At 55.5% G+C, this 19,356-nt stretch carries 14 protein-coding genes and 1 riboswitch; of the genes, 9 read left to right on the plus strand and 5 right to left on the minus strand.

Features of this window, described 5'->3' with window-relative positions:
* Positions 1-434: 434 nt before the first annotated feature.
* The 3 genes from cra to ilvI all read right to left on the minus strand — a co-directional run bounded on the left by cra (position 435) and on the right by ilvI (position 3,860).
* Positions 435-1,445, minus strand: a complete 1,011-nt coding sequence (gene cra / locus L579_RS13320) for a catabolite repressor/activator (RefSeq protein ID WP_021184748.1) — start codon at positions 1,443-1,445, stop codon at positions 435-437.
* 196 nt (positions 1,446-1,641) lie between these two features.
* The gene (gene ilvN, locus L579_RS13325) at positions 1,642-2,133 is read right to left on the minus strand and encodes an acetolactate synthase small subunit (RefSeq protein WP_021184749.1); all 492 of its coding nucleotides are present in this window, start codon (positions 2,131-2,133) and stop codon (positions 1,642-1,644) included.
* Between the two features lie 2 nt (positions 2,134-2,135).
* The gene (ilvI, locus tag L579_RS13330) at positions 2,136-3,860 is read right to left on the minus strand and encodes an acetolactate synthase 3 large subunit (RefSeq protein WP_021184750.1); all 1,725 of its coding nucleotides are present in this window, start codon (positions 3,858-3,860) and stop codon (positions 2,136-2,138) included.
* Between the two features lie 915 nt (positions 3,861-4,775).
* Between ilvI and leuA the strand changes: the two genes are divergently transcribed.
* The 4 genes from leuA to leuD are packed head-to-tail and all read left to right on the plus strand — an operon-like array spanning position 4,776 to position 9,452.
* On the plus strand, positions 4,776-6,338 hold the full coding sequence (gene leuA / locus L579_RS13335) for a 2-isopropylmalate synthase (protein WP_021184752.1): 1,563 nt from the start codon (positions 4,776-4,778) through the stop codon (positions 6,336-6,338).
* Between the two features lie 2 nt (positions 6,339-6,340).
* Complete coding sequence (gene leuB / locus L579_RS13340) at positions 6,341-7,432, plus strand: 3-isopropylmalate dehydrogenase (protein ID WP_021184753.1); 1,092 nt, start codon at positions 6,341-6,343, stop codon at positions 7,430-7,432.
* A 4-nt stretch (positions 7,433-7,436) separates the two neighbouring features.
* Positions 7,437-8,843: a 3-isopropylmalate dehydratase large subunit gene (leuC, locus tag L579_RS13345; protein WP_021184754.1), complete on the plus strand. Its 1,407-nt coding sequence runs from the start codon at positions 7,437-7,439 to the stop codon at positions 8,841-8,843.
* 3 nt (positions 8,844-8,846) lie between these two features.
* A complete protein-coding gene (gene leuD / locus L579_RS13350) occupies positions 8,847-9,452 on the plus strand; it encodes a 3-isopropylmalate dehydratase small subunit (RefSeq protein WP_021184755.1) in 606 nt (201 codons plus the stop codon).
* A gap of 56 nt (positions 9,453-9,508) precedes the next feature.
* Here leuD and L579_RS13355 read toward each other — a convergent pair whose 3' ends face one another.
* On the minus strand, positions 9,509-10,687 hold the full coding sequence (locus L579_RS13355) for an MFS transporter (protein WP_021184756.1): 1,179 nt from the start codon (positions 10,685-10,687) through the stop codon (positions 9,509-9,511).
* Between the two features lie 254 nt (positions 10,688-10,941).
* Between L579_RS13355 and sgrR the strand changes: the two genes are divergently transcribed.
* The 4 genes from sgrR to thiQ all read left to right on the plus strand — a co-directional run bounded on the left by sgrR (position 10,942) and on the right by thiQ (position 16,041).
* Positions 10,942-12,603 (plus strand): HTH-type transcriptional regulator SgrR, encoded by a 1,662-nt coding sequence (gene sgrR, locus L579_RS13360; protein WP_021184757.1) that lies wholly within the window; start codon positions 10,942-10,944, stop codon positions 12,601-12,603.
* Positions 12,604-12,638: 35 nt separating this feature from the next.
* Positions 12,639-12,736, plus strand: a riboswitch (TPP riboswitch).
* 47 nt (positions 12,737-12,783) lie between these two features.
* Positions 12,784-13,770 carry a thiamine ABC transporter substrate binding subunit gene (thiB, locus tag L579_RS13365; protein ID WP_021184758.1) on the plus strand — a complete coding sequence of 329 codons (987 nt, stop codon included), beginning with the start codon at positions 12,784-12,786 and terminating at the stop codon, positions 13,768-13,770.
* Entirely contained in the window at positions 13,746-15,356 is a 1,611-nt protein-coding gene (gene thiP / locus L579_RS13370) for a thiamine/thiamine pyrophosphate ABC transporter permease ThiP (RefSeq protein ID WP_021184759.1), read from the plus strand. The genes thiB and thiP overlap by 25 nt, the downstream gene beginning before the upstream one ends.
* Complete coding sequence (gene thiQ / locus L579_RS13375) at positions 15,340-16,041, plus strand: thiamine ABC transporter ATP-binding protein ThiQ (protein WP_021184760.1); 702 nt, start codon at positions 15,340-15,342, stop codon at positions 16,039-16,041. The genes thiP and thiQ overlap by 17 nt, the downstream gene beginning before the upstream one ends.
* Here thiQ and L579_RS13380 read toward each other — a convergent pair.
* Positions 16,038-16,802, minus strand: coding sequence for a DedA family protein (locus L579_RS13380; RefSeq protein ID WP_021184761.1), 765 nt, complete (start codon positions 16,800-16,802; stop codon positions 16,038-16,040). The genes thiQ and L579_RS13380 overlap by 4 nt on opposite strands.
* Before the next feature lie 167 nt (positions 16,803-16,969).
* On the opposite strand from L579_RS13380, the gene polB reads away from it, so the two are divergent.
* Positions 16,970-19,330, plus strand: coding sequence for a DNA polymerase II (polB, locus tag L579_RS13385; protein WP_021184762.1), 2,361 nt, complete (start codon positions 16,970-16,972; stop codon positions 19,328-19,330).
* Positions 19,331-19,356 lie beyond the last annotated feature (26 nt).

Genomic DNA, 19,356 nt, shown 5'->3' on the forward strand with positions numbered 1-19,356 from the left:
AGAGTTTACGGAGCCGATGAAATCCTTGTCAAGCCGCAACGGCGAGTGAATATCACTCTTTACAGCGGGTGAAATTATTCAAAGAAGGGTGGAAGAAGACGATGAATGGCAAAATAAAAATTAACCTGATGAATAATGGAATAAAAATTTTCGCGTCATGAAAAATGGCGAAAAATAAAGCGCGTTGCCCCGTTAAGATAAATATCCCGCGTTATGCGACAGCGGCTGCATTTTAGGGGATTTCCGAAAAGAAGCCCAGCACCATCGCGACAGCTCTGCTACCCGCTGCTGCCGAAGATGTAAACAAATAAGAAAAGCCAGGCAGTTTAATTTGTTAGCAAATCAGGTGAAAATTTACGCTTTTTTACCTGAATGATGGCAGGGAAAATTAACCGGCTGGTTAATAAAGTGGGGCAGCACGCCACCCCACCGATTCATTTTGTCCGACGGCTTAATTGACCACGGCGAAATAAATTACGCCGAATTCGGGTTAAACCCGGCTTCGGTTTTCGGGGTTCATCCAGTGACGCTAAAACAAGTTCAAGCACGCGTTCCGCAACATCACGATGACGCTGCCCTACGGCCAGTACCGGACACTCAAGGAAATCCAGCAATTCGTGGTCGCCAAAGGTGGCAATCGCCAGGTCGGTTGGCAGACGCCCGTCACGTTTCAGCGTTACATCCATCACCCCCTGTAACAGACCAAATGAGGTGGTGAACAATGCCTCTGGCATAGGATGATCTTCCAGATATTTCTCGAACAGCGCCGCGGCAGCCGTGCGTTCAAAGCTATTGCAGTAGATATAATCGATTGGGCGCTCGTCGCCTTTCCACGCCTCACGGAAACCCATTTCGCGCAGGAAGCTCACCGACAGTTCCGGCAGCGCGCCAAGGAACAGGACGTTTTTCACCGGCAGCTGACGCAATTCAGCGGCCAGTTGCTGGGCATCATCCTGATCGGCACCGACCACGCTGGTAAAATGTTCACGATCCAGCGCACGGTCCAGCGCAATGATCGGCAGCGGATCGTTGATCCAGCGCTGATAAAACGGGTGTTCCGGCGGTAGTGAAGTAGAAACAATGATCGCATCAACCTGACGCTGCAAAAGATGTTCAATGCAGCGCATCTCGTTATCAGGCTGATCTTCAGAACAGGCGATCAGCAGTTGATATCCACGCTGCCGCGCCTGGCGTTCAAGGTAATTGGCAATGCGCGTATAGCTGGTGTTTTCCAGATCGGGGATCACCAGCCCAATGGAACGGGTACGCCCGGCGCGCAGGCCCGCCGCCACGGCATTCGGGTGATAATTGTACTCACGCACCACCGCCATCACTTTCTCGACGGTTTTGTCGCTGACACGATATTGCCGCGCTTTGCCATTGATCACATAGCTGGCCGTAGTGCGCGACACGCCAGCCAGGCGCGCGATTTCATCCAGTTTCACGATGACACCTTAATTCCTGATAAGCCCTGTGGCGGAAATGCCCGCAGAGTAGCTAAGGGTAAAACATTTGTAACATCTAACCGCAGAAAACTACGCTGAGCAACCGCTTTTATCCGTCAGCTTGTTCAAGCGCATAAAATAAAAAAACCCGGCATTACGCCGGGTTAGCATCGTGACTGTCTGTTACTGACGGTGATTAACGCATGATGCGATCGCCGCGCGATACACCAACGATACCGGAACGTGCCACTTCAACAATTTCCGCTACGTCACGGACAGTGTTAAGAAACGCATCCAGCTTGTCGCTGGTGCCTGCCAGCTGAACCGTGTACAGCGTTGGCGTCACGTCGATGATCTGCCCACGGAAAATTTCCGCGCTGCGTTTCACTTCTTCGCGGCCATAGCCGGTCGCCTGGATTTTCACCAGCATGATTTCACGTTCAACGTAGGCACCCTGCCCCAGCTCGCTGACACGTAACACGTCAACTAACTTGTGCAGTTGTTTCTCGATCTGCTCCAGCACCTTTTCATCGCCGACGGTTTGAATCGTCATACGTGACAGGGTGGGATCATCAGTTGGCGCTACCGTCAGGCTTTCAATGTTGTAGCCGCGTTGCGAAAACAGGCCAACCACGCGGGACAATGCGCCGGATTCGTTCTCCAGCAGTACCGATAAAATACGACGCATAATTATGTCCTCTCCGTTTTGCTCAACCACATCTCGTCCATACCGCCACCACGAATCTGCATCGGGTAAACGTGCTCGCTGCCATCAACCGTCACATCTACAAACACCAGTCGCCCTTTCGCCAGGGTTTCCAATGCCTGGGTCAGCTTCTCTTCCAACTCGGCCGGATGCTGAATCGCGATTCCAACGTGACCATAGGCTTCCGCCAGGCGTACGAAGTCCGGCAGGGACTCCATGTAAGATTGTGAATGGCGGCCAGAGTAGATCATGTCCTGCCACTGCTTCACCATGCCGAGGAAGCGGTTGTTGAGGTTCAGTACCAGCACCGGCAAATCATATTGCAGCGCGGTCGACAGTTCCTGAATGTTCATCTGGATACTGCCGTCACCGGTGACACAGATTACGGTTTCTTCCGGCAGCGCCATCTTCACACCCAACGCCGCAGGCAGGCCAAAGCCCATGGTGCCCAAACCACCGGAGTTGATCCAGCGACGGGGTTTGTCGAACTGATAATACAGCGCTGCGAACATCTGGTGCTGGCCCACGTCCGAGGTGACGTAAGCATCGCCTTTGGTCAAACGCCAGATGGTTTCGATCACTGCCTGCGGTTTGATTTTATCGCTGGTGCGATCAAATTCGAGGCATTTGCGACCACGCCAGCCATCAATGGTCTGCCACCAGTCGCGCAGGCTGTCGAGCTCCTGCTTCACCTCGGTCTGCGCCAGCAGTTCCAGCATCTGGGTCAGCGTCTGTTTCGCATCACCGACGATCGGAATGTCTGCGGCAACGGTCTTGGAAATCGAGGTTGGGTCAACGTCGATATGCATCACCGTGGCATTCGGGCAATACTTCGCCAGATTGTTGGTGGTACGGTCATCAAAACGCACGCCGATACCGAAAATCAGGTCAGCGTTATGCATGGTCATGTTGGCTTCATAAGTACCGTGCATACCCAGCATACCCACGCACTGACGATGCGTTCCAGGGAAAGCACCCAGCCCCATCAGTGAGGTCGTCACCGGGATGTTGAGCTTTTCCGCCAGTTGCAGCAATTCGGCTTCGCAACCCGAGGTAATAGCACCGCCACCGACATACATCACTGGCTTATGGGCCGCCAGCAGGGTTTGCAGCGCGCGCTTAATCTGCCCCTTATGACCCTGAATAGTTGGGTTATAAGAACGCATGCTGACCGACTCTGGCCAGACATAAGGCAGCTTATTCGCCGGGTTCAGGATATCTTTCGGCAGGTCAATCACCACCGGGCCCGGGCGGCCACTTTTTGCCAGCCAGAACGCTTTTTTGATAACGGTTGGGATCTCTTCGGTGCTTTTGACCAGGAAGCTGTGCTTCACCACCGGGCGGGAAATCCCCACCATGTCGCACTCCTGGAAGGCGTCATAGCCGATCAGTGACGACGGCACCTGACCCGACAGAACCACCATCGGGATCGAGTCCATATAGGCAGTGGCGATGCCGGTAATGGCATTGGTGGCGCCAGGACCGGAAGTCACCAGCACGACACCCACTTCGCCGGTAGCACGCGCCAGGCCGTCAGCCATGTGCACCGCGCCTTGTTCGTGGCGAACTAATACGTGGTCGATACCGCCGACCGTTTGCAGAGCGTCGTAAATATCGAGCACCGCTCCGCCCGGATAACCGAATACCTGCTTAACGCCCTGATCGATTAACGAACGGACGACCATTTCGGCTCCTGACAACATCTCCATTTTCTGCCTCCAGGCTTGAGGGACGGAATCCACGGACGTTCGCTTTCCAGCCGCGTCAGTGACATCCTGCCCCGGATTCGCCAATTAAGATCAAAACCTTATGTTTATGCTCAGAAGACGGAATTCATTTCCGCCTTCCAGGTACAGGGAATCTACTTGAGTTCATTCTTTTGAGAGTAGGTCGATTACCATAACCGCAGAAAACCCGGCAGGCAAACGCCCATCCCTCTCAGCCCCGCTTCTTTCCACCTCAAAGGCACTAAGGCGTGATAATTGCCCGCGAGGATTAAACTAATCCCAGCACAGAACAGCAGATGATAATGCTGGTTCGGTAATTATTTACAGCGAGTTATAAGAAATACACGATGCATATTTTGCAACATTCCAGCCCACAATCTTACCCGGCAATTAATTCCTGGCGTGATTATCTTTAAAATCCTTATCTGACGTGAGATTCGTCTAAACAACCGCTGCGCCATTGTTTTACCACCAGGCAAATAAACCCGATAAAACAAATTAAAATCAACAAGTTAAAATAAATATTCATTTTTAAAACATTTTTGCAAGTGATCAAAATCGCCAGCGACGCGTTAATATTTGTTTTTCCTCTGAACAAGCGAATAATCCCAGCAGATCCACCTTGAGTACCTTGAAAAATAACCTTTCACTTATGGTTGACATCAGCGGCCTTTCTCAGTATCAATATGTGCAGCACTCAATTTACGAGGTTTGATCCATGTCCCGTTCTTTCCGTCTACTTGGTCTACTACTAATCGCATCCCCATTGCGCGGTAGACTCGTGGGCGGAATCAACAACTGATTCGAACCTGCAGAAAGTTTAAGAAAACCCGCGCCAATGCGCGGGTTTTTTTATGCTCGTAGCACCGGCGAAGTTAATGCATAAGGAAGATTACGATGAGCCAGCAAGTTATTATTTTCGATACCACTCTGCGCGATGGCGAGCAGGCGTTACAGGCCAGCCTGAGTGTTAAAGAAAAATTGCAGATTGCCCTGGCGCTGGAACGTATGGGCGTAGACGTAATGGAAGTCGGTTTCCCGGTCTCTTCTCCGGGCGACTTTGAATCTGTACAGACCATTGCGCGCACCATTAAGAACAGCCGCGTCTGTGGCCTGGCACGTTGCGTTGAGAAAGATATCGACGCCGCTTACGAATCTCTGCGAGTTGCAGAAGCGTTCCGTATCCATACCTTTATCGCCACCTCGCCGATGCATATCGCCACTAAGTTGCGCAGTACGCTGCCTGAGGTGATTGAGCGTGCGGTGCATATGATCAAGCGTGCGCGTAACTACACCAACGACGTGGAATTCTCCTGCGAAGACGGTGGCCGTACACCGATTGATGACCTGTGCCGCATGGTGGAAGCCGCGATTAATGCTGGCGCCACCACCATTAACATCCCGGACACCGTGGGTTACACCCTGCCGCACGAATACGCCAACATCATCAGCCAGCTGATCAATCGCGTGCCGAATATTGATAAAGCGATTCTGTCTGTGCATACCCACGATGACCTGGGCATGGCCACCGGCAACGCAATTGCAGCGGTGATGGCCGGTGCACGTCAGGTTGAGGGAACGCTGAACGGCTTGGGCGAACGTGCCGGTAACTGTGCACTGGAAGAGGTGATCATGGCGATCAAAACCCGCCAGCAGATCATGAACGTGCACACCAATATCAAACATCAGGAAATCTACCGCACCAGCCAGACCGTCAGCCAGATCTGCAACATGCCGATCCCGGCCAACAAAGCGGTGGTCGGCTCGAATGCCTTCGCCCACTCGTCCGGCATCCACCAGGATGGCGTACTGAAAAACCGCGAAAACTACGAAATCCTGACGCCGGAATCGATCGGTCTGCATAAAATCCAGCTCAACCTGACCTCACGTTCAGGCCGTGCCGCGGTGAAACACCGTATGGAAGAGATGGGCTACAAAGAGACCGACTACAACCTGGATACCCTGTACGACGCCTTCCTGAAGTTGGCGGATAAGAAAGGTCAGGTGTTCGATTACGATCTGGAAGCGCTGGCCTTCATCAACAAACAGAATGAAGAACCGGAACATTTCCAGCTGAAAGAATTCAACGTGCAGACCGGCTCCAGCGTGACCGCCACTGCATCTGTCCAACTGGGCTGTGGTGAAGAGATCAAATCTGACGCCGCCACCGGTAACGGTCCGGTTGACGCCGTCTATCAGGCGATTAACCGTATCACCGGCTTTGAAGCGGAGCTGGTGAACTACAAACTGACCGCCAAAGGCCACGGCGAGAACGCCCTGGGTCAGGTTGATATCGTGGTCAACTACAACGGTCGCAAATTCCACGGCGTGGGCCTGGCGACCGATATCGTCGAATCCTCCGCCAAAGCGATGGTCAACGCCCTGAACAATATCTGGCGTGCCAAACAGGTGGAAAAAGAATTGCAGCGCAAATTTAAAGAGCAAAAGGAAACGGTGTAACTATGACTAAGTCTTTTCATATCGCGGTAATGCCGGGCGACGGAATCGGCCCGGAAGTGATGGCGCAGGCCATGAAAGTTCTGGACGCGATTCGTGCGCGTTTCGACATGCGTATCACCACCAGCGAATATGATGTTGGCGGTATCGCCATCGATCGTCACGGCGAACCGCTGCCACCTGCCTCTGTTGCCGGTGCCGAGCAGGCCGATGCCATTCTGTTTGGTTCCGTAGGTGGCCCGAAGTGGGAACACCTGCCGCCCGCACAGCAACCGGAGCGTGGCGCACTGCTGCCACTGCGTAAACACTTCAAACTGTTCAGCAACCTGCGTCCGGCAGCGCTGTATAAAGGTCTGGAAGCCTTCTGCCCGTTGCGCAGCGACATCGCCGCGCGTGGATTCGATATCCTGTGCGTACGCGAGCTGACTGGCGGTATCTACTTTGGTCAACCGAAAGGCCGTGAAGGCAGCGGCCCACACGAACGCGCATTCGACACCGAGGTGTATCACCGTTTTGAGATCGAACGTATTGCCCGCATTGCGTTTGAATCTGCGCGCAAACGCCGCAACAAAGTGACCTCAATCGATAAAGCCAACGTGTTGCAGACTTCTGTGATGTGGCGTGAGATCGTCAACGAAGTGGCGAAAGATTACCCGGATGTGCAACTGAGCCATATGTACATCGACAACGCCACCATGCAGCTGATTAAAGATCCATCACAGTTCGACGTACTGCTGTGTTCAAACCTGTTTGGCGACATTCTCTCTGATGAATGCGCGATGATTACCGGTTCAATGGGCATGCTGCCGTCAGCCAGCCTGAACGAAGAAGGTTTCGGCCTGTACGAGCCAGCGGGTGGTTCAGCCCCAGATATCGCGGGTCAGAATATTGCCAACCCGGTAGCTCAGATCCTCTCGTTGTCCCTGCTGCTGCGCTATAGCCTGAACGCCACTGAGGCTGCCGACAGCATTGAGCGCGCGATCAACCGTGCGCTGGAAGCGGGTCATCGCACCCGTGATTTGGCCGGAGACGGTCAGTCCGTGAGCACCGATGAAATGGGCAGCATCATTGCCCGCTTCATCACCGAGGAAAAATAAAAAAATGAAAAGCTTATACCAGAAGTTATTTGATGCACATGTCGTCCACGAAGCACCGAACGAAACCCCGTTACTGTACATCGATCGTCATTTGATCCATGAAGTCACGTCACCGCAGGCCTTTGATGGCCTGCGCGCTCACGGTCGCAAAGTCCGTCAGCCGTCGAAGACCTTCGCTACCATGGACCATAACGTCTCCACCCAGACCAAAGACATCAATGCGTCGGGCGAGATGGCACGTATTCAGATGCAGGAACTGATCAAGAACTGCGCTGAATTCGGTATCCAGTTGTATGACCTGAACCACCCATTCCAGGGCATCGTCCACGTCATCGGCCCGGAACAGGGTATGACCCTGCCGGGTATGACCATCGTCTGTGGTGATTCCCACACCGCTACTCACGGTGCTTTTGGTTCACTGGCGTTCGGTATCGGCACCTCTGAAGTGGAGCATGTGTTTGCCACCCAGACCCTGAAACAGGGCCGTGCCAAGACCATGAAGATTGAAGTGCTGGGTGAAGCCGCACCGGGCATCACCGCGAAAGATATCGTGCTGGCGATCATCGGTAAAACCGGCAGCGCCGGCGGTACCGGTCATGTGGTGGAGTTCTGTGGCCCGGCGATTGAAGCGCTGACCATGGAAGGCCGTATGACGTTGTGCAACATGGCAATTGAAATGGGTGCCAAAGCGGGCCTGGTCGCGCCGGATGACACCACCTTTAATTATCTGAAAGACAAACAATTCGCACCGAAGGGCGAGCAGTGGGAACAGGCTGTTGCCTACTGGCGCACCCTGAAATCCGACAGCGATGCGAAATTCGATACTGTGGTGACGCTGAACGCCGCCGATATCGCCCCGCAGGTGACCTGGGGCACCAACCCAGGCCAGGTGATGGCAGTTGACCAGGCAATCCCGAACCCGGCCTCATTCGCCGATCCGGTTGAGCGCGCCTCTGCCGAAAAAGCGCTGGCCTACATGGATCTGCAACCGGGTATCAAACTGACCGACGTGGCGATCGATAAAGTGTTTATCGGTTCCTGCACCAACTCACGTATCGAAGACCTGCGTGCTGCCGCCGCGATCGCCAAAGGCCGCCATGTAGCGCCTGGTGTGGTTGCGATGGTGGTACCGGGTTCTGGTCCGGTAAAAGCACAAGCGGAAGCGGAAGGTCTGGACAAGATTTTCCTCGAAGCCGGTTTTGAATGGCGTCTGCCTGGTTGCTCCATGTGTCTGGCGATGAACAATGACCGTCTGAATCCGGGTGAGCGCTGTGCTTCCACCAGTAACCGTAACTTTGAAGGTCGTCAGGGCCGTGGTGGACGTACCCACCTGGTCAGCCCGGCGATGGCCGCTGCGGCGGCGGTGACGGGCCGTTTTGCCGATATTCGTGAACTGACTCAGGGAGCTTAAGCCATGGCGAAGAAATTTACTCAGCACAGCGGAATCGTAGCCCCGCTGGATGCCGCGAATGTTGATACCGATGCCATCATTCCTAAGCAGTTCCTGCAAAAGGTAACTCGCACCGGCTTTGGTGCGCACCTGTTCCACGACTGGCGTTTTGATGATGATGCAGGCACCGTACCGACCGCCAGCTTCGTGCTGAACAAGCCGGAATACAAAGGCACCAGCATTTTGCTGGCGCGTGAAAACTTTGGCTGTGGCTCCTCGCGTGAGCACGCACCCTGGGCACTGACCGATTTCGGTTTCCAGGTGGTGATTGCACCCAGCTTTGCGGATATCTTCTACGGTAACAGCTTCAACAACCAGTTGCTGCCGGTGAAGTTAAGCGATGAAGAAGTTGATGAGATGTTTAAGCTGGTCGCAAGCCATCCAGGCATCAGCTTTATCGTGGATCTGGAAGCCCAGACCGTGACTGCTGGCGACAAAACCTATAGCTTCGAGATCGACAGCTTCCGTCGCCACTGCATGATTAACGGGCTCGACAGCATTGGCCTGACGCTGCAACACGAAGCGTCCATCGCCGACTACGAGACGAATCAGCCCGCGTTTTTACGTTAAAATAGCGCGATTAATCGTGCCGCTACAGCCGTAGCGGCACGATTTATTGCGCGCAGTTACACATCCCGCACCCGTGAAGTCAGCCCCAACGCCAGCACTGCTAACCCTAGCGCCAGCCAGTACACCGACTCATGGCCGAACTGTTCACTCAGCGCCCCCTGAATCAAACCCGCCACAATCATTCCGGTAGAGATCGAGGTGGTAAACATAGTGGTAGCCGCGCCAGCACGTCCCGGCATCAGGTCCTGGAACCACAACATACCGATTCCGGCAACAATCCCGATAAACGCAGCATTGAACAGCTGCAACACCATCAGCGCGGTACGTGACTGGAACAGACCCAGCCCGAGATAAAACACCATTGCGGCCACCAGCGCCACCTGCACCAGCCGACGTTTACCGAAGCGACGCGCATAATGCCCGGCCAGCAACATAATCGGGATCTCCAGCCCGGCCGCCGTTCCCATCAACAGGCCAGCCAGCTTTTCCGGCAAACCGAGCGTGGAGCTGATATAGAGCGGCATATCAATGATATACATCACGTTGCAGGTCCACATTATCACCGAGGCGATAAACAGCAGACGCACCTGGCTGTCTTTCCACGGACTCAGTTGTGTCAACACCTGCTCGGGAGACACGATCACACGCGGCACCGACGGCAGGGTGCGCCAGATCAGCAGCAGGCTTAACAAAAAGATCACCGCCGCCACGCAAAACAGCGTCACAAAGCCATAGTTCAATGCCAGCGCGAACGATAACGGCGGGCCGATCACCCACGCCAGCGACAACTGCGCACGCATGACCGAACTGAACATCACCACTTCGCGGGCGGAACGGTCAGCATACTCACGCGCCAACGCAAAAATTTGCGGCACTGCCACGCTGGCCAATGCCGACAGCAGCACGCCCAACGTAATCAACGTCAGATAATGACGGGTAAAGGCAAACAACAGCGAATTACACACCGCCATCAGGCAACAAAACATAATCAGGTGGCGGCGATCGCCGTGGTTGTCGGAACGTTTCGCCACCAGCAGGCTGATGACAATCCCGGCAATCGCGTTGACGGTAAAGAACAACCCAACCCAGAACGGCCTGACCTGCACTTCACGCGTCAGGAACAGGCTCAGCGTCGGTGCCTGCAAAGCACCGGCCACGCCAACCATAAAGGAGACGGCCATAAAAGCCAGATAAACCGGGTTGAGGAACGGCTTACGCGTTAACAGCGATTTCATGCAGAAATCCCTTTGCGGATTCAATCGGGGAAAAAAATGAGGGTAGAAGATTCCACAGCAAGACGAAAAAAGCCAGCAGAGAACACACTGCTGGCGGTGAAATTGCACCCTACTCAGAAAAGGTTCTACGTCGGCAGAACCGCTGGCAGAGCGCCATTCATGACTGAATGCCTCCCGCTCTTCCATTGGGGTCTACTATGCCTCTAATATAGGGCAAGAAAAACTGAGCGATTACGCGGCGGAGTTCCCCTTTTATGTCCTCTTCACGTCTACAACAGCAATTTATCCGCCTGTGGCAAAGCTGCCAGGGCCAGGATCAGGAAACCACCCTGAGCGAACTGGCGGAATTGCTGCACTGCTCGCGACGTCATATGCGCAACCTGTTGAATGCCATGCAGGATGCGGGTTGGTTAATCTGGCAGGCGGAAGCCGGACGGGGTAAACGTTCAACGCTGAGTTTTTGTTATACCGGGCTGGCATTGCAGCAGCAGCGCGCCGAAGATTTGCTGGAGCAGGATCGCATCGAACAACTGGTGCAATTGGTAGGCGACAAAAATCAGGTACGCCAAATGATTGCTTCTCACCTCGGCCGTAGCTTCCGCCAGGGTAAGCATATTCTGCGCGTCCTGTATTATCGCCCGCTTCCCAACCTGCTACCCGGTTCCCCGTTGCGTCGCTCCGAAACCCATTTAGCGCGGCAAATCTTCAGTGGTCTGACACGGATAAATGAGGAAAAGGGGGAAATTGAACCCGATATTGCCCATCACTGGCAACAAACATCGCTGCTGCACTGGCGCTTTTTCCTGCGACCCGCGATTCGTTTTCATCACGGTCGTGAACTGGAGATGGAGGATGTCATCAGCTCGTTGGATCGTCTGCGTACCCAACCGCTGTTCTCCCATATCACCAAACTTCACTCCCCTGCCCCCTGGACGCTGGATATTCAACTGACTCAACCCGATAACTGGCTACCGTGGTTGCTTGGCAGCGTCAGCGCGATGATCTTGCCGCGCGAGTGGCAAACGGTACGCGATTTCGCCCGTCAGCCGATTGGCACAGGCCCCTACAGCGTGGTGCGCAACCAGCAAAGCCAACTTAAAATTGCCGCTTTTGATGACTACTTCGGCTACCGCGCGTTGATTGATGATGTCTCAATCTGGGTATTGCCGGAAATCAGCGACGAACTGGTGTATGCCGGAGTGAAGTTGCAGGGCGAAACCGCGGATGAAAAATCGGAGGAGAGCCGCCTGGAAGAGGGTTGCTATTTTCTACTGTATGACCAACGTTCAGAGCAGGGACGCGATGCCCATTTCCGCCGCTGGGTCAGCTATCTGTTTAACCCTATCGCCCTGCTGAACAACGCCGGGGTAGGTTATCAACGCTACTGGTTCCCGGCCTATGGCTTGATTCCTCGCTGGCACCACCGCCGCGACTTAACCCCAGTCAACAAACCACAGCATCTCACCCAACTGACCATCAGCTGGTACAGCCATCATGTTGAGCATGAAGGGATCGCCAATTCGCTGCGGCCACTGCTGGCGCAGCAGGGCGTAGAGTTAATCACCCGTGAACTGAGTTACGAAGCATGGTTTAACGGTGAAGGCGAAAGCGATATCTGGCTCGGCAGTGTCAACTTCACCCTGCCGCTGGATTACTCGCTGTTCGCCCAATTGTATGAGCTGCCGCTGATGCAGCAATGCATCCCGATAGACTGGCAAAGCGCGGCTGAACGCTGGCGCGAAAAAACGCTACCGCTGGCGGAATGGAGCAAGCAACTGGTGGACAGTGACTACCTGCATCCGCTGTTTCATCACTGGTTGCTGCTGGAAGGCCAGCGCAGTATGCGTGGTGTGCGCATGAATACTCTTGGCTGGTTTGACTTTAAATCCGCCTGGTTTGCCCCGCCGGAGCTGTGAACCTTTCGCCCTGAGCCGGAAATGACTAGAATGAGCCGTTCTCAACGGGGTGCCCTGCATTACAGGGGCTGAGAGAGACCCGTCGAACCTGATCCGGTTAATACCGGCGTAGGGATTTGAGATGCCTCGCTGCTCAGATCCTTTGCGACTCAACCTTATCTTCTCCTCAAGGAGCGCAAAGTGTTTAAAAAAGTTCTGCCCGTGCTGCTGCTGATTTCTGCCCCGGCGCTGGCTGCCAAACCGGTACTGACCGTCTACACCTACGATTCATTCTCTGCCGATTGGGGACCCGGTCCGGCAGTAAAAAAAGCCTTTGAAGCCCAGTGCGGCTGTGAGCTGAAATATGTCGCGCTGGAAGATGGCGTGTCGCTGCTCAATCGTGTCCGTATGGAAGGCAAAAACAGCAAAGCGGATATCGTGCTGGGCCTCGATAACAATCTGGTGCAGGCGGCAGAAAAAACCGGCCTGTTTGCCAAAAGCCAGGTGGATACCGGCGCACTCCAACTGCCAGATGGCTGGCACAACGACACCTTTATCCCGTTCGACTATGGCTACTTCGCCTTTGTCTATGACAAAAACAAACTGAAGAACCCGCCCAAAAGCCTGAAAGAGTTGGTAGAAAGTCCTGAAAAATGGCGCGTGATCTATGAAGATCCACGTACCAGCACACCGGGCCTCGGTCTGCTGCTGTGGATGCAAAAGGTGTATGGCGACAAGGCCCCAGATGCCTGGCAAAAACTGGCGCAAAAAACCGTCACCGTCACCAAAGGCTGGAGCGAAGCCTATGGCCTGTTCCTGAAAGGCGAAGGCGACCTGGTGCTGAGTTACACCACCTCCCCGGCTTATCACATCATTGAAGAGAAGAAAGAAAACTACGCGGCAGCGCCGTTCAGCGAAGGCCACTACATGCAGGTTGAAGTGGCAGCGCAGCTCGCCAGCAGCAAACAACCAAAACTGGCGCAGCAATTTATGCAGTTTATGGTATCCCCGGCCTTCCAGCAGACCATCCCGACCGGCAACTGGATGTATCCGGTGATTAAAAGCGAGTTGCCTGCCGGTTATCAGACGCTAAACGTACCGCAAACGGCGCTGCAATATAGCCCGACTGAGGTTGCCGACCATAGCAAAGACTGGATAAGTGCATGGCAACGCGCCGTCAGCCGTTAATTCCCGGCTGGCTGCTGCCCGGCAGTTTCACCGCGCTATTGTTATGCGCGGTGGCGCTGCTGGCGTTTGGCGCGCTGTTGATGTCAGCCCCCATCGGTGACTGGCGCGCCCTGCTCACCGATGACTATCTGCATCACGTACTGGCTTTCTCCTTCTGGCAGGCGTTACTGTCGGCGCTGTTCTCAGTCATCCCCGCGATCCCGCTGGCGCGCGCCCTGTACCGTCGACGTTTTCCCGGACGTAACCTGCTGTTACGCCTGTGCGCCATGACGCTGGTGCTACCGGTGCTGGTGGCAATATTCGGCCTGCTGAGCGTCTATGGTCGCAGCGGCTGGCTGGCCCAGCTGTGCAGCCTGGTAGGTATCGATTATCACTTCTCACCCTATGGGTTGCAGGGCATTCTGCTGGCACATGTGTTCTTCAATCTGCCGCTGGCCACGCGCATGCTGTTGCAGTCGCTGGAAAGCATCCCGGGCGAGCAACGTCAGCTGGCGGCGCAGCTCGGCCTGCGCAGTTGGAACCTGTTCCGCTTACTCGAATGGCCGTGGCTGCGGCGGCAGATTTTGCCGACCGCCGCGCTGATTTTTATGCTGTGCTTTGCCAGTTTTGCCACCGTGCTGGCGCTGGGCGGCGGCCCGCAGGCCACCACGCTGGAACTGGCGATTTATCAGGCGCTGAGTTTTGACTACGATCCCGGGCGCGCGGCCCTGCTGGCGCTACTGCAACTGGGCTGCTGCCTGCTGCTGGTGTTGCTGAGCCAGCGCTTCAGCCAAGCTATTCCGAGCGGAAGTCAGCAGATACGCGGCTGGCGCGATCCCCAGGATAGCTGGCGCGCGCGCCTCAGCGATGGCTTATTGATCGGTTTAGCCTTGTTGTTGTTGCTCCCGCCTTTGCTGGCGGTAGTGACTGATGGCCTGCGTGGCGGCGTCGCCGGGGCGATTCAACAACCGGCCTTGTGGCAGGCCACCTTTACCTCATTACGCATTGCCATCGGAGCAGGCGTGTTGTGCGTCATTCTTACCCTGATGCTGTTATGGAGCAGCCGTGAACTGCGCCTGCGTCATCACGCTATCCCGGCGCAAGCAATGGAACTGAGCGGCATGTTGATTCTGGCAATGCCAGGCATCGTATTGGCGAGCGGTTTTTTCCTGCTGTTCAACGCCACCGTTGGCCTGCCGCAATCCCCCGACGGGCTGGTGATCTTCACGAACGCACTGATCGCCATCCCCTATGCCATGAAAGTGCTGGAGAACCCGATGCGCGATCTCAGCGCGCGTTACAATCTGTTATGCGCCTCGCTGGGTATGCAGGGGTTGAACCGCCTGCGCCTGCTTGAACTGCGCGCACTGAAACGTCCGATTGCCCAGGCGCTGGCCTTTGCCTGCGTGTTGTCGATTGGCGATTTTGGCGTGGTGGCGTTGTTTGGCAGCGCGGATTTCCGCACGTTGCCATTCTATCTGTTCCAGCAAATTGGCGCCTATCGCGGCGAGGACGGCGCGGTCACCGCGTTGCTGTTGCTGCTGATGTGCCTGCTCCTGTTTACCCTGATGGAAAAATTGCCAGGTCGTCATGCTGACACTGAATAACCTCACCTGGATGTACCAGCATCTGCCGATGCGCTTCCAGTTTAGTGCACAAGCCGGCGAACGGCTGGCGATCATGGGTCCGAGCGGAGCCGGGAAAAGTACCCTGCTTAGCCTGATTGGCGGCTTTTTGCCGGTCAGCAGCGGCAGTTTATGGTTGAACAGCGAAGATCATACCGCCAGCGTCCCCGCCGCGCGCCCGGTGTCGATGTTATTCCAGGAGAACAACCTGTTTCCGCACCTGACGGTGCAGCAGAATCTGGGACTGGGGCTGCATCCGGGCTTAAAACTTACCGCTGACCAGAAACAGCAGGTGCTTGAGATCGCCGGGCAGACCGGGCTTCAGGAGATGCTACAGCGCCTGCCGGGACAGCTCTCCGGCGGGCAACGCCAACGCGTGGCGCTGGCGCGCTGTCTGCTACGCAATCAGCCGATTCTATTGTTGGATGAACCTTTTTCTGCACTCGATCCGGCGTTGCGTCAGGAGATGCTGCAACTGGTGCATAGCGTCTGCGTCGCGCGTAACATCACGCTGCTGATGGTGTCGCATAGTCTGGAAGATGCGCGGCAAATCGCGTCGCGCAGTCTGGTGGTGGTTGATGGGCGGATTTACTGGGATGGCAGCACGGAAGACCTGCTCAATGGCAGAACCCCCGCCGCCGCCATCCTCGGCGTGGCACAACGTTAAGCGAAGAACACCTTCCACAGCAGATGACGGAACACCGGCATCATTGGGTGGAACTGGATAGCAATAAACGCTGCCACGCCGACCACTGCGGCCAACGGTGCCAGCCAGCGTAAACGCGCCGCCGGTAGATACGCCGTTGCCCAGTCGATATTTTTGCCACTGCGCCACCAACGCCAGCACAGCCAGAACCCCAGCCATACCAGCAACGCCACCAGCGCCAGCAGCCAGGTAAAGTGGCTGCCTTGTGCGGCCTGCGGCACATCAATCGCCACCCCGGCGAGGATACCGGGCATCAGATACAGCGGTGGCCAGAGGATGCAGCCAATAATGTTCGGTGGCAGGAATTTGCGCACCGGTAACTCCAGCATCCCAGCCGCCAGCGGAATCAATGGACGCGTCGGGCCGACAAAGCGCCCAACCAGAATGGTAAACATGCTGTGCTGATGCAGCGCATGCTCGGTCTTATCCAGCAAACCACGATACTTCTGTAAATATTTCCAGCGATGCAGCGGCCCCTGGAATCTCCAGCCAATGCCATAGGAAACCCAGTCGCCAATCAGGCAACCGACCAGCCCGGCAGCCCAGGCCGGATAGAGACCAATCTGGCCGCTGCCGACCAGCGCGCCCAGACTTGCCATCAACACCGTGCCCGGCAGCAGCAATCCTACGAAGGCCAGCGACTCAAGAAACGTCACCAGCGCGACAGCAAACAATGCCCATTCCAGAGATTGCGTAAAAAGATGTTGTACCCAGGCTTCCATAAATATCCTCTGCGGAATATGAAGGCTGGATTGTCCAGAGCCAACCGCGCAGCGTCAAGGCAAGATTTGTACACCAATGTTGACAAAGCGCTGACAATTTAAGCAAACCAAAGACACTGTATAAACATCCATGATACACTAAACGGGTTATCACACCCGGAGTTCCCGTGACCGATCCACGCGCAGGTTTTCTGCTTACCCGACACTGGCGAGACACCCCCACTGGCAGCGAAGTGGTGCTGTGGCTGGCTACCGACAGCGGCGCGCAGCGCTTAGTGTTGCCCGCTCAGGAGTCGGTGGCGTTTATTCCCACCGAATTTCAATCGCAGGTCGAAACGCTAATCCGCGACGAGCGCCACACGCGCATTCAGTCCCTGAAATTAAGAGATTTCCGTCGCCGTCCGGTGTTCGGTCTCTATTGTCGCAGCTATCGCCAACTGCAAAATCTGGAAAAACGCCTGCGGGACAATGGCATCCCGGTGTATGAAGCGGATATCCGCCCGCCGGAGCGCTATCTGATGGAACGCTTTATCACCGCGCCGGTGTGGTTCAGTGGCGACACGCGCGGTGACAGCGTAGTTAATGCGCGCCTTAAACCCCATCCCGACTATCGCCCAGAACTTAAATGGGTGTCGCTGGACATCGAAACCACCGAACATGGCGAGCTCTACTGCATCGGGCTGGAAGGTTGTGGCCAGCGTCAGGTGTATATGCTCGGCCCGCCCAACGGCGATGCCAGCCCGCTTGATTTCGAACTGATTTACGTTGATAGCCGCCCGCAACTGCTGGAGCAACTTAATGCCTGGTTCGCCCGCCATGAACCTGATGTCATTATCGGCTGGAACCTGGTGCAATTCGACCTGCGCGTGTTGCAAAAACACGCCGATCGTTATGGCATTCCGCTACGTTTGGGACGCCAACAACAGCCGCTGGAGTGGCGCGAGCATGGTTTTAAACCCGGCGTCTTTTTTGCGCAGGCCACCGGCCGCCTGATTATTGACGGCATCGAGGCGTTAAAATCCGCCTTCTGGGATTTCCCCTCCTTCAGTCTGGAGGCTGTTTCGCAGGCGTTACTGGGTGAAGGCAAAGCCATCGATAATCCGTGGCAACGCATGGAAGAGATCAACTGGCGCTTCACCAACGATAAACCGGCGCTGGCGCGCTATAACCTGAAAGATTGTGAACTGGTGACGCGCATTTTCCATCATACCGCCATCATGCCGTTCCTGCTGGAACGCGCTACGGTGAATGGGCTGGCGGTCGATCGCCACGGCGGTTCAGTGGCGGCATTTGGCCATCTCTACATTCCACGTATGCATCGCGCCGGGTTTGTTGCGCCTAATCTCGGCGAAGTAACGCCGGAAGCCAGCCCCGGTGGTTACGTGATGGATTCGCGTCCTGGCCTGTACGATTCGGTGCTGGTGCTGGATTACAAAAGCCTCTATCCATCAATTATCCGTACTTTCCTGATTGATCCGGTGGGACTGGTGGAAGGGCTGGCGCATCCTGCTGATGCCGACTCGGTACCCGGTTTTCGCGGCGCACGTTTTTCCCGTGCCACCCACTGCCTGCCCGCGATCGTTGAGCAGATCTGGCAGGGACGTGAGCGGGCAAAACTCGACCACAACAAACCGCTGTCGCAGGCGCTGAAAATTATCATGAACGCTTTTTACGGCGTGCTGGGCACCAGCGCCTGTCGCTTTTTCGATCCCCGCCTTGCGTCCTCCATCACCCTACGCGGGCACGCTATCATGCAGCAAACGCGTGAACTGATTGAAGCCCAAGGCTATGACGTGATTTACGGCGACACCGATTCAACGTTTGTCTGGTTGAAGGGGGCGCACAGCGAAGAACAGGCGGCGGTAATTGGTCGTCAGTTGGCCGAACACGTCAATGGCTGGTGGCAGGCACATTTGCAGCAAACCTATGGCCTGAGCAGTGCGCTGGAGCTGGAGTACGAAAACCATTTCAGTCGTTTCTTAATGCCTACCATTCGCGGTGCGGAACAGGGCAGTAAAAAGCGCTATGCTGGTCTGATTCGCACCGACGGCAGCGAACGGCTGGTGTTCAAAGGGCTGGAATCGGTACGCACCGACTGGACACCCCTGGCGCAACAGTTCCAGCAAACCTTGTATGGCCGCATCTTTCGCGGTGAACCCTGGCAGGATTATATCCGGGATACCGTGGCGCAATTGCTGGCAGGCGAACTTGATGATCAGCTGGTCTATAAAAAGCGCCTGCGCCGCCCGCTCAAAGATTATGAACGCAACGTGCCGCCGCATGTTCGCGCCGCGCGCCTGGCGGATGAGGTCAACCGCAAACTGGGGCGGCCGTTGCAGTATCAGAACGGCGGCACCATTCGCTATGTCATCGCCACCGCAGGCCCGGAGCCTCTGGAAGCGCGCCATACGCCGCTCGACTATGATCACTATGTGACGAAGCAGTTGCAGCCCGTGGCGGAAGGCATTTTACCCTTCGTCGGCGATGATTTTGCTACACTGATTACCGGGCAGTTGGGGCTTTTTTGACAGGTGACGAATGCCCTGCCATCCAG

This window comes from Pantoea sp. AS-PWVM4 (assembly GCF_000468095.1).
Lineage (GTDB): Bacteria > Pseudomonadota > Gammaproteobacteria > Enterobacterales > Enterobacteriaceae > Pantoea > Pantoea phytobeneficialis.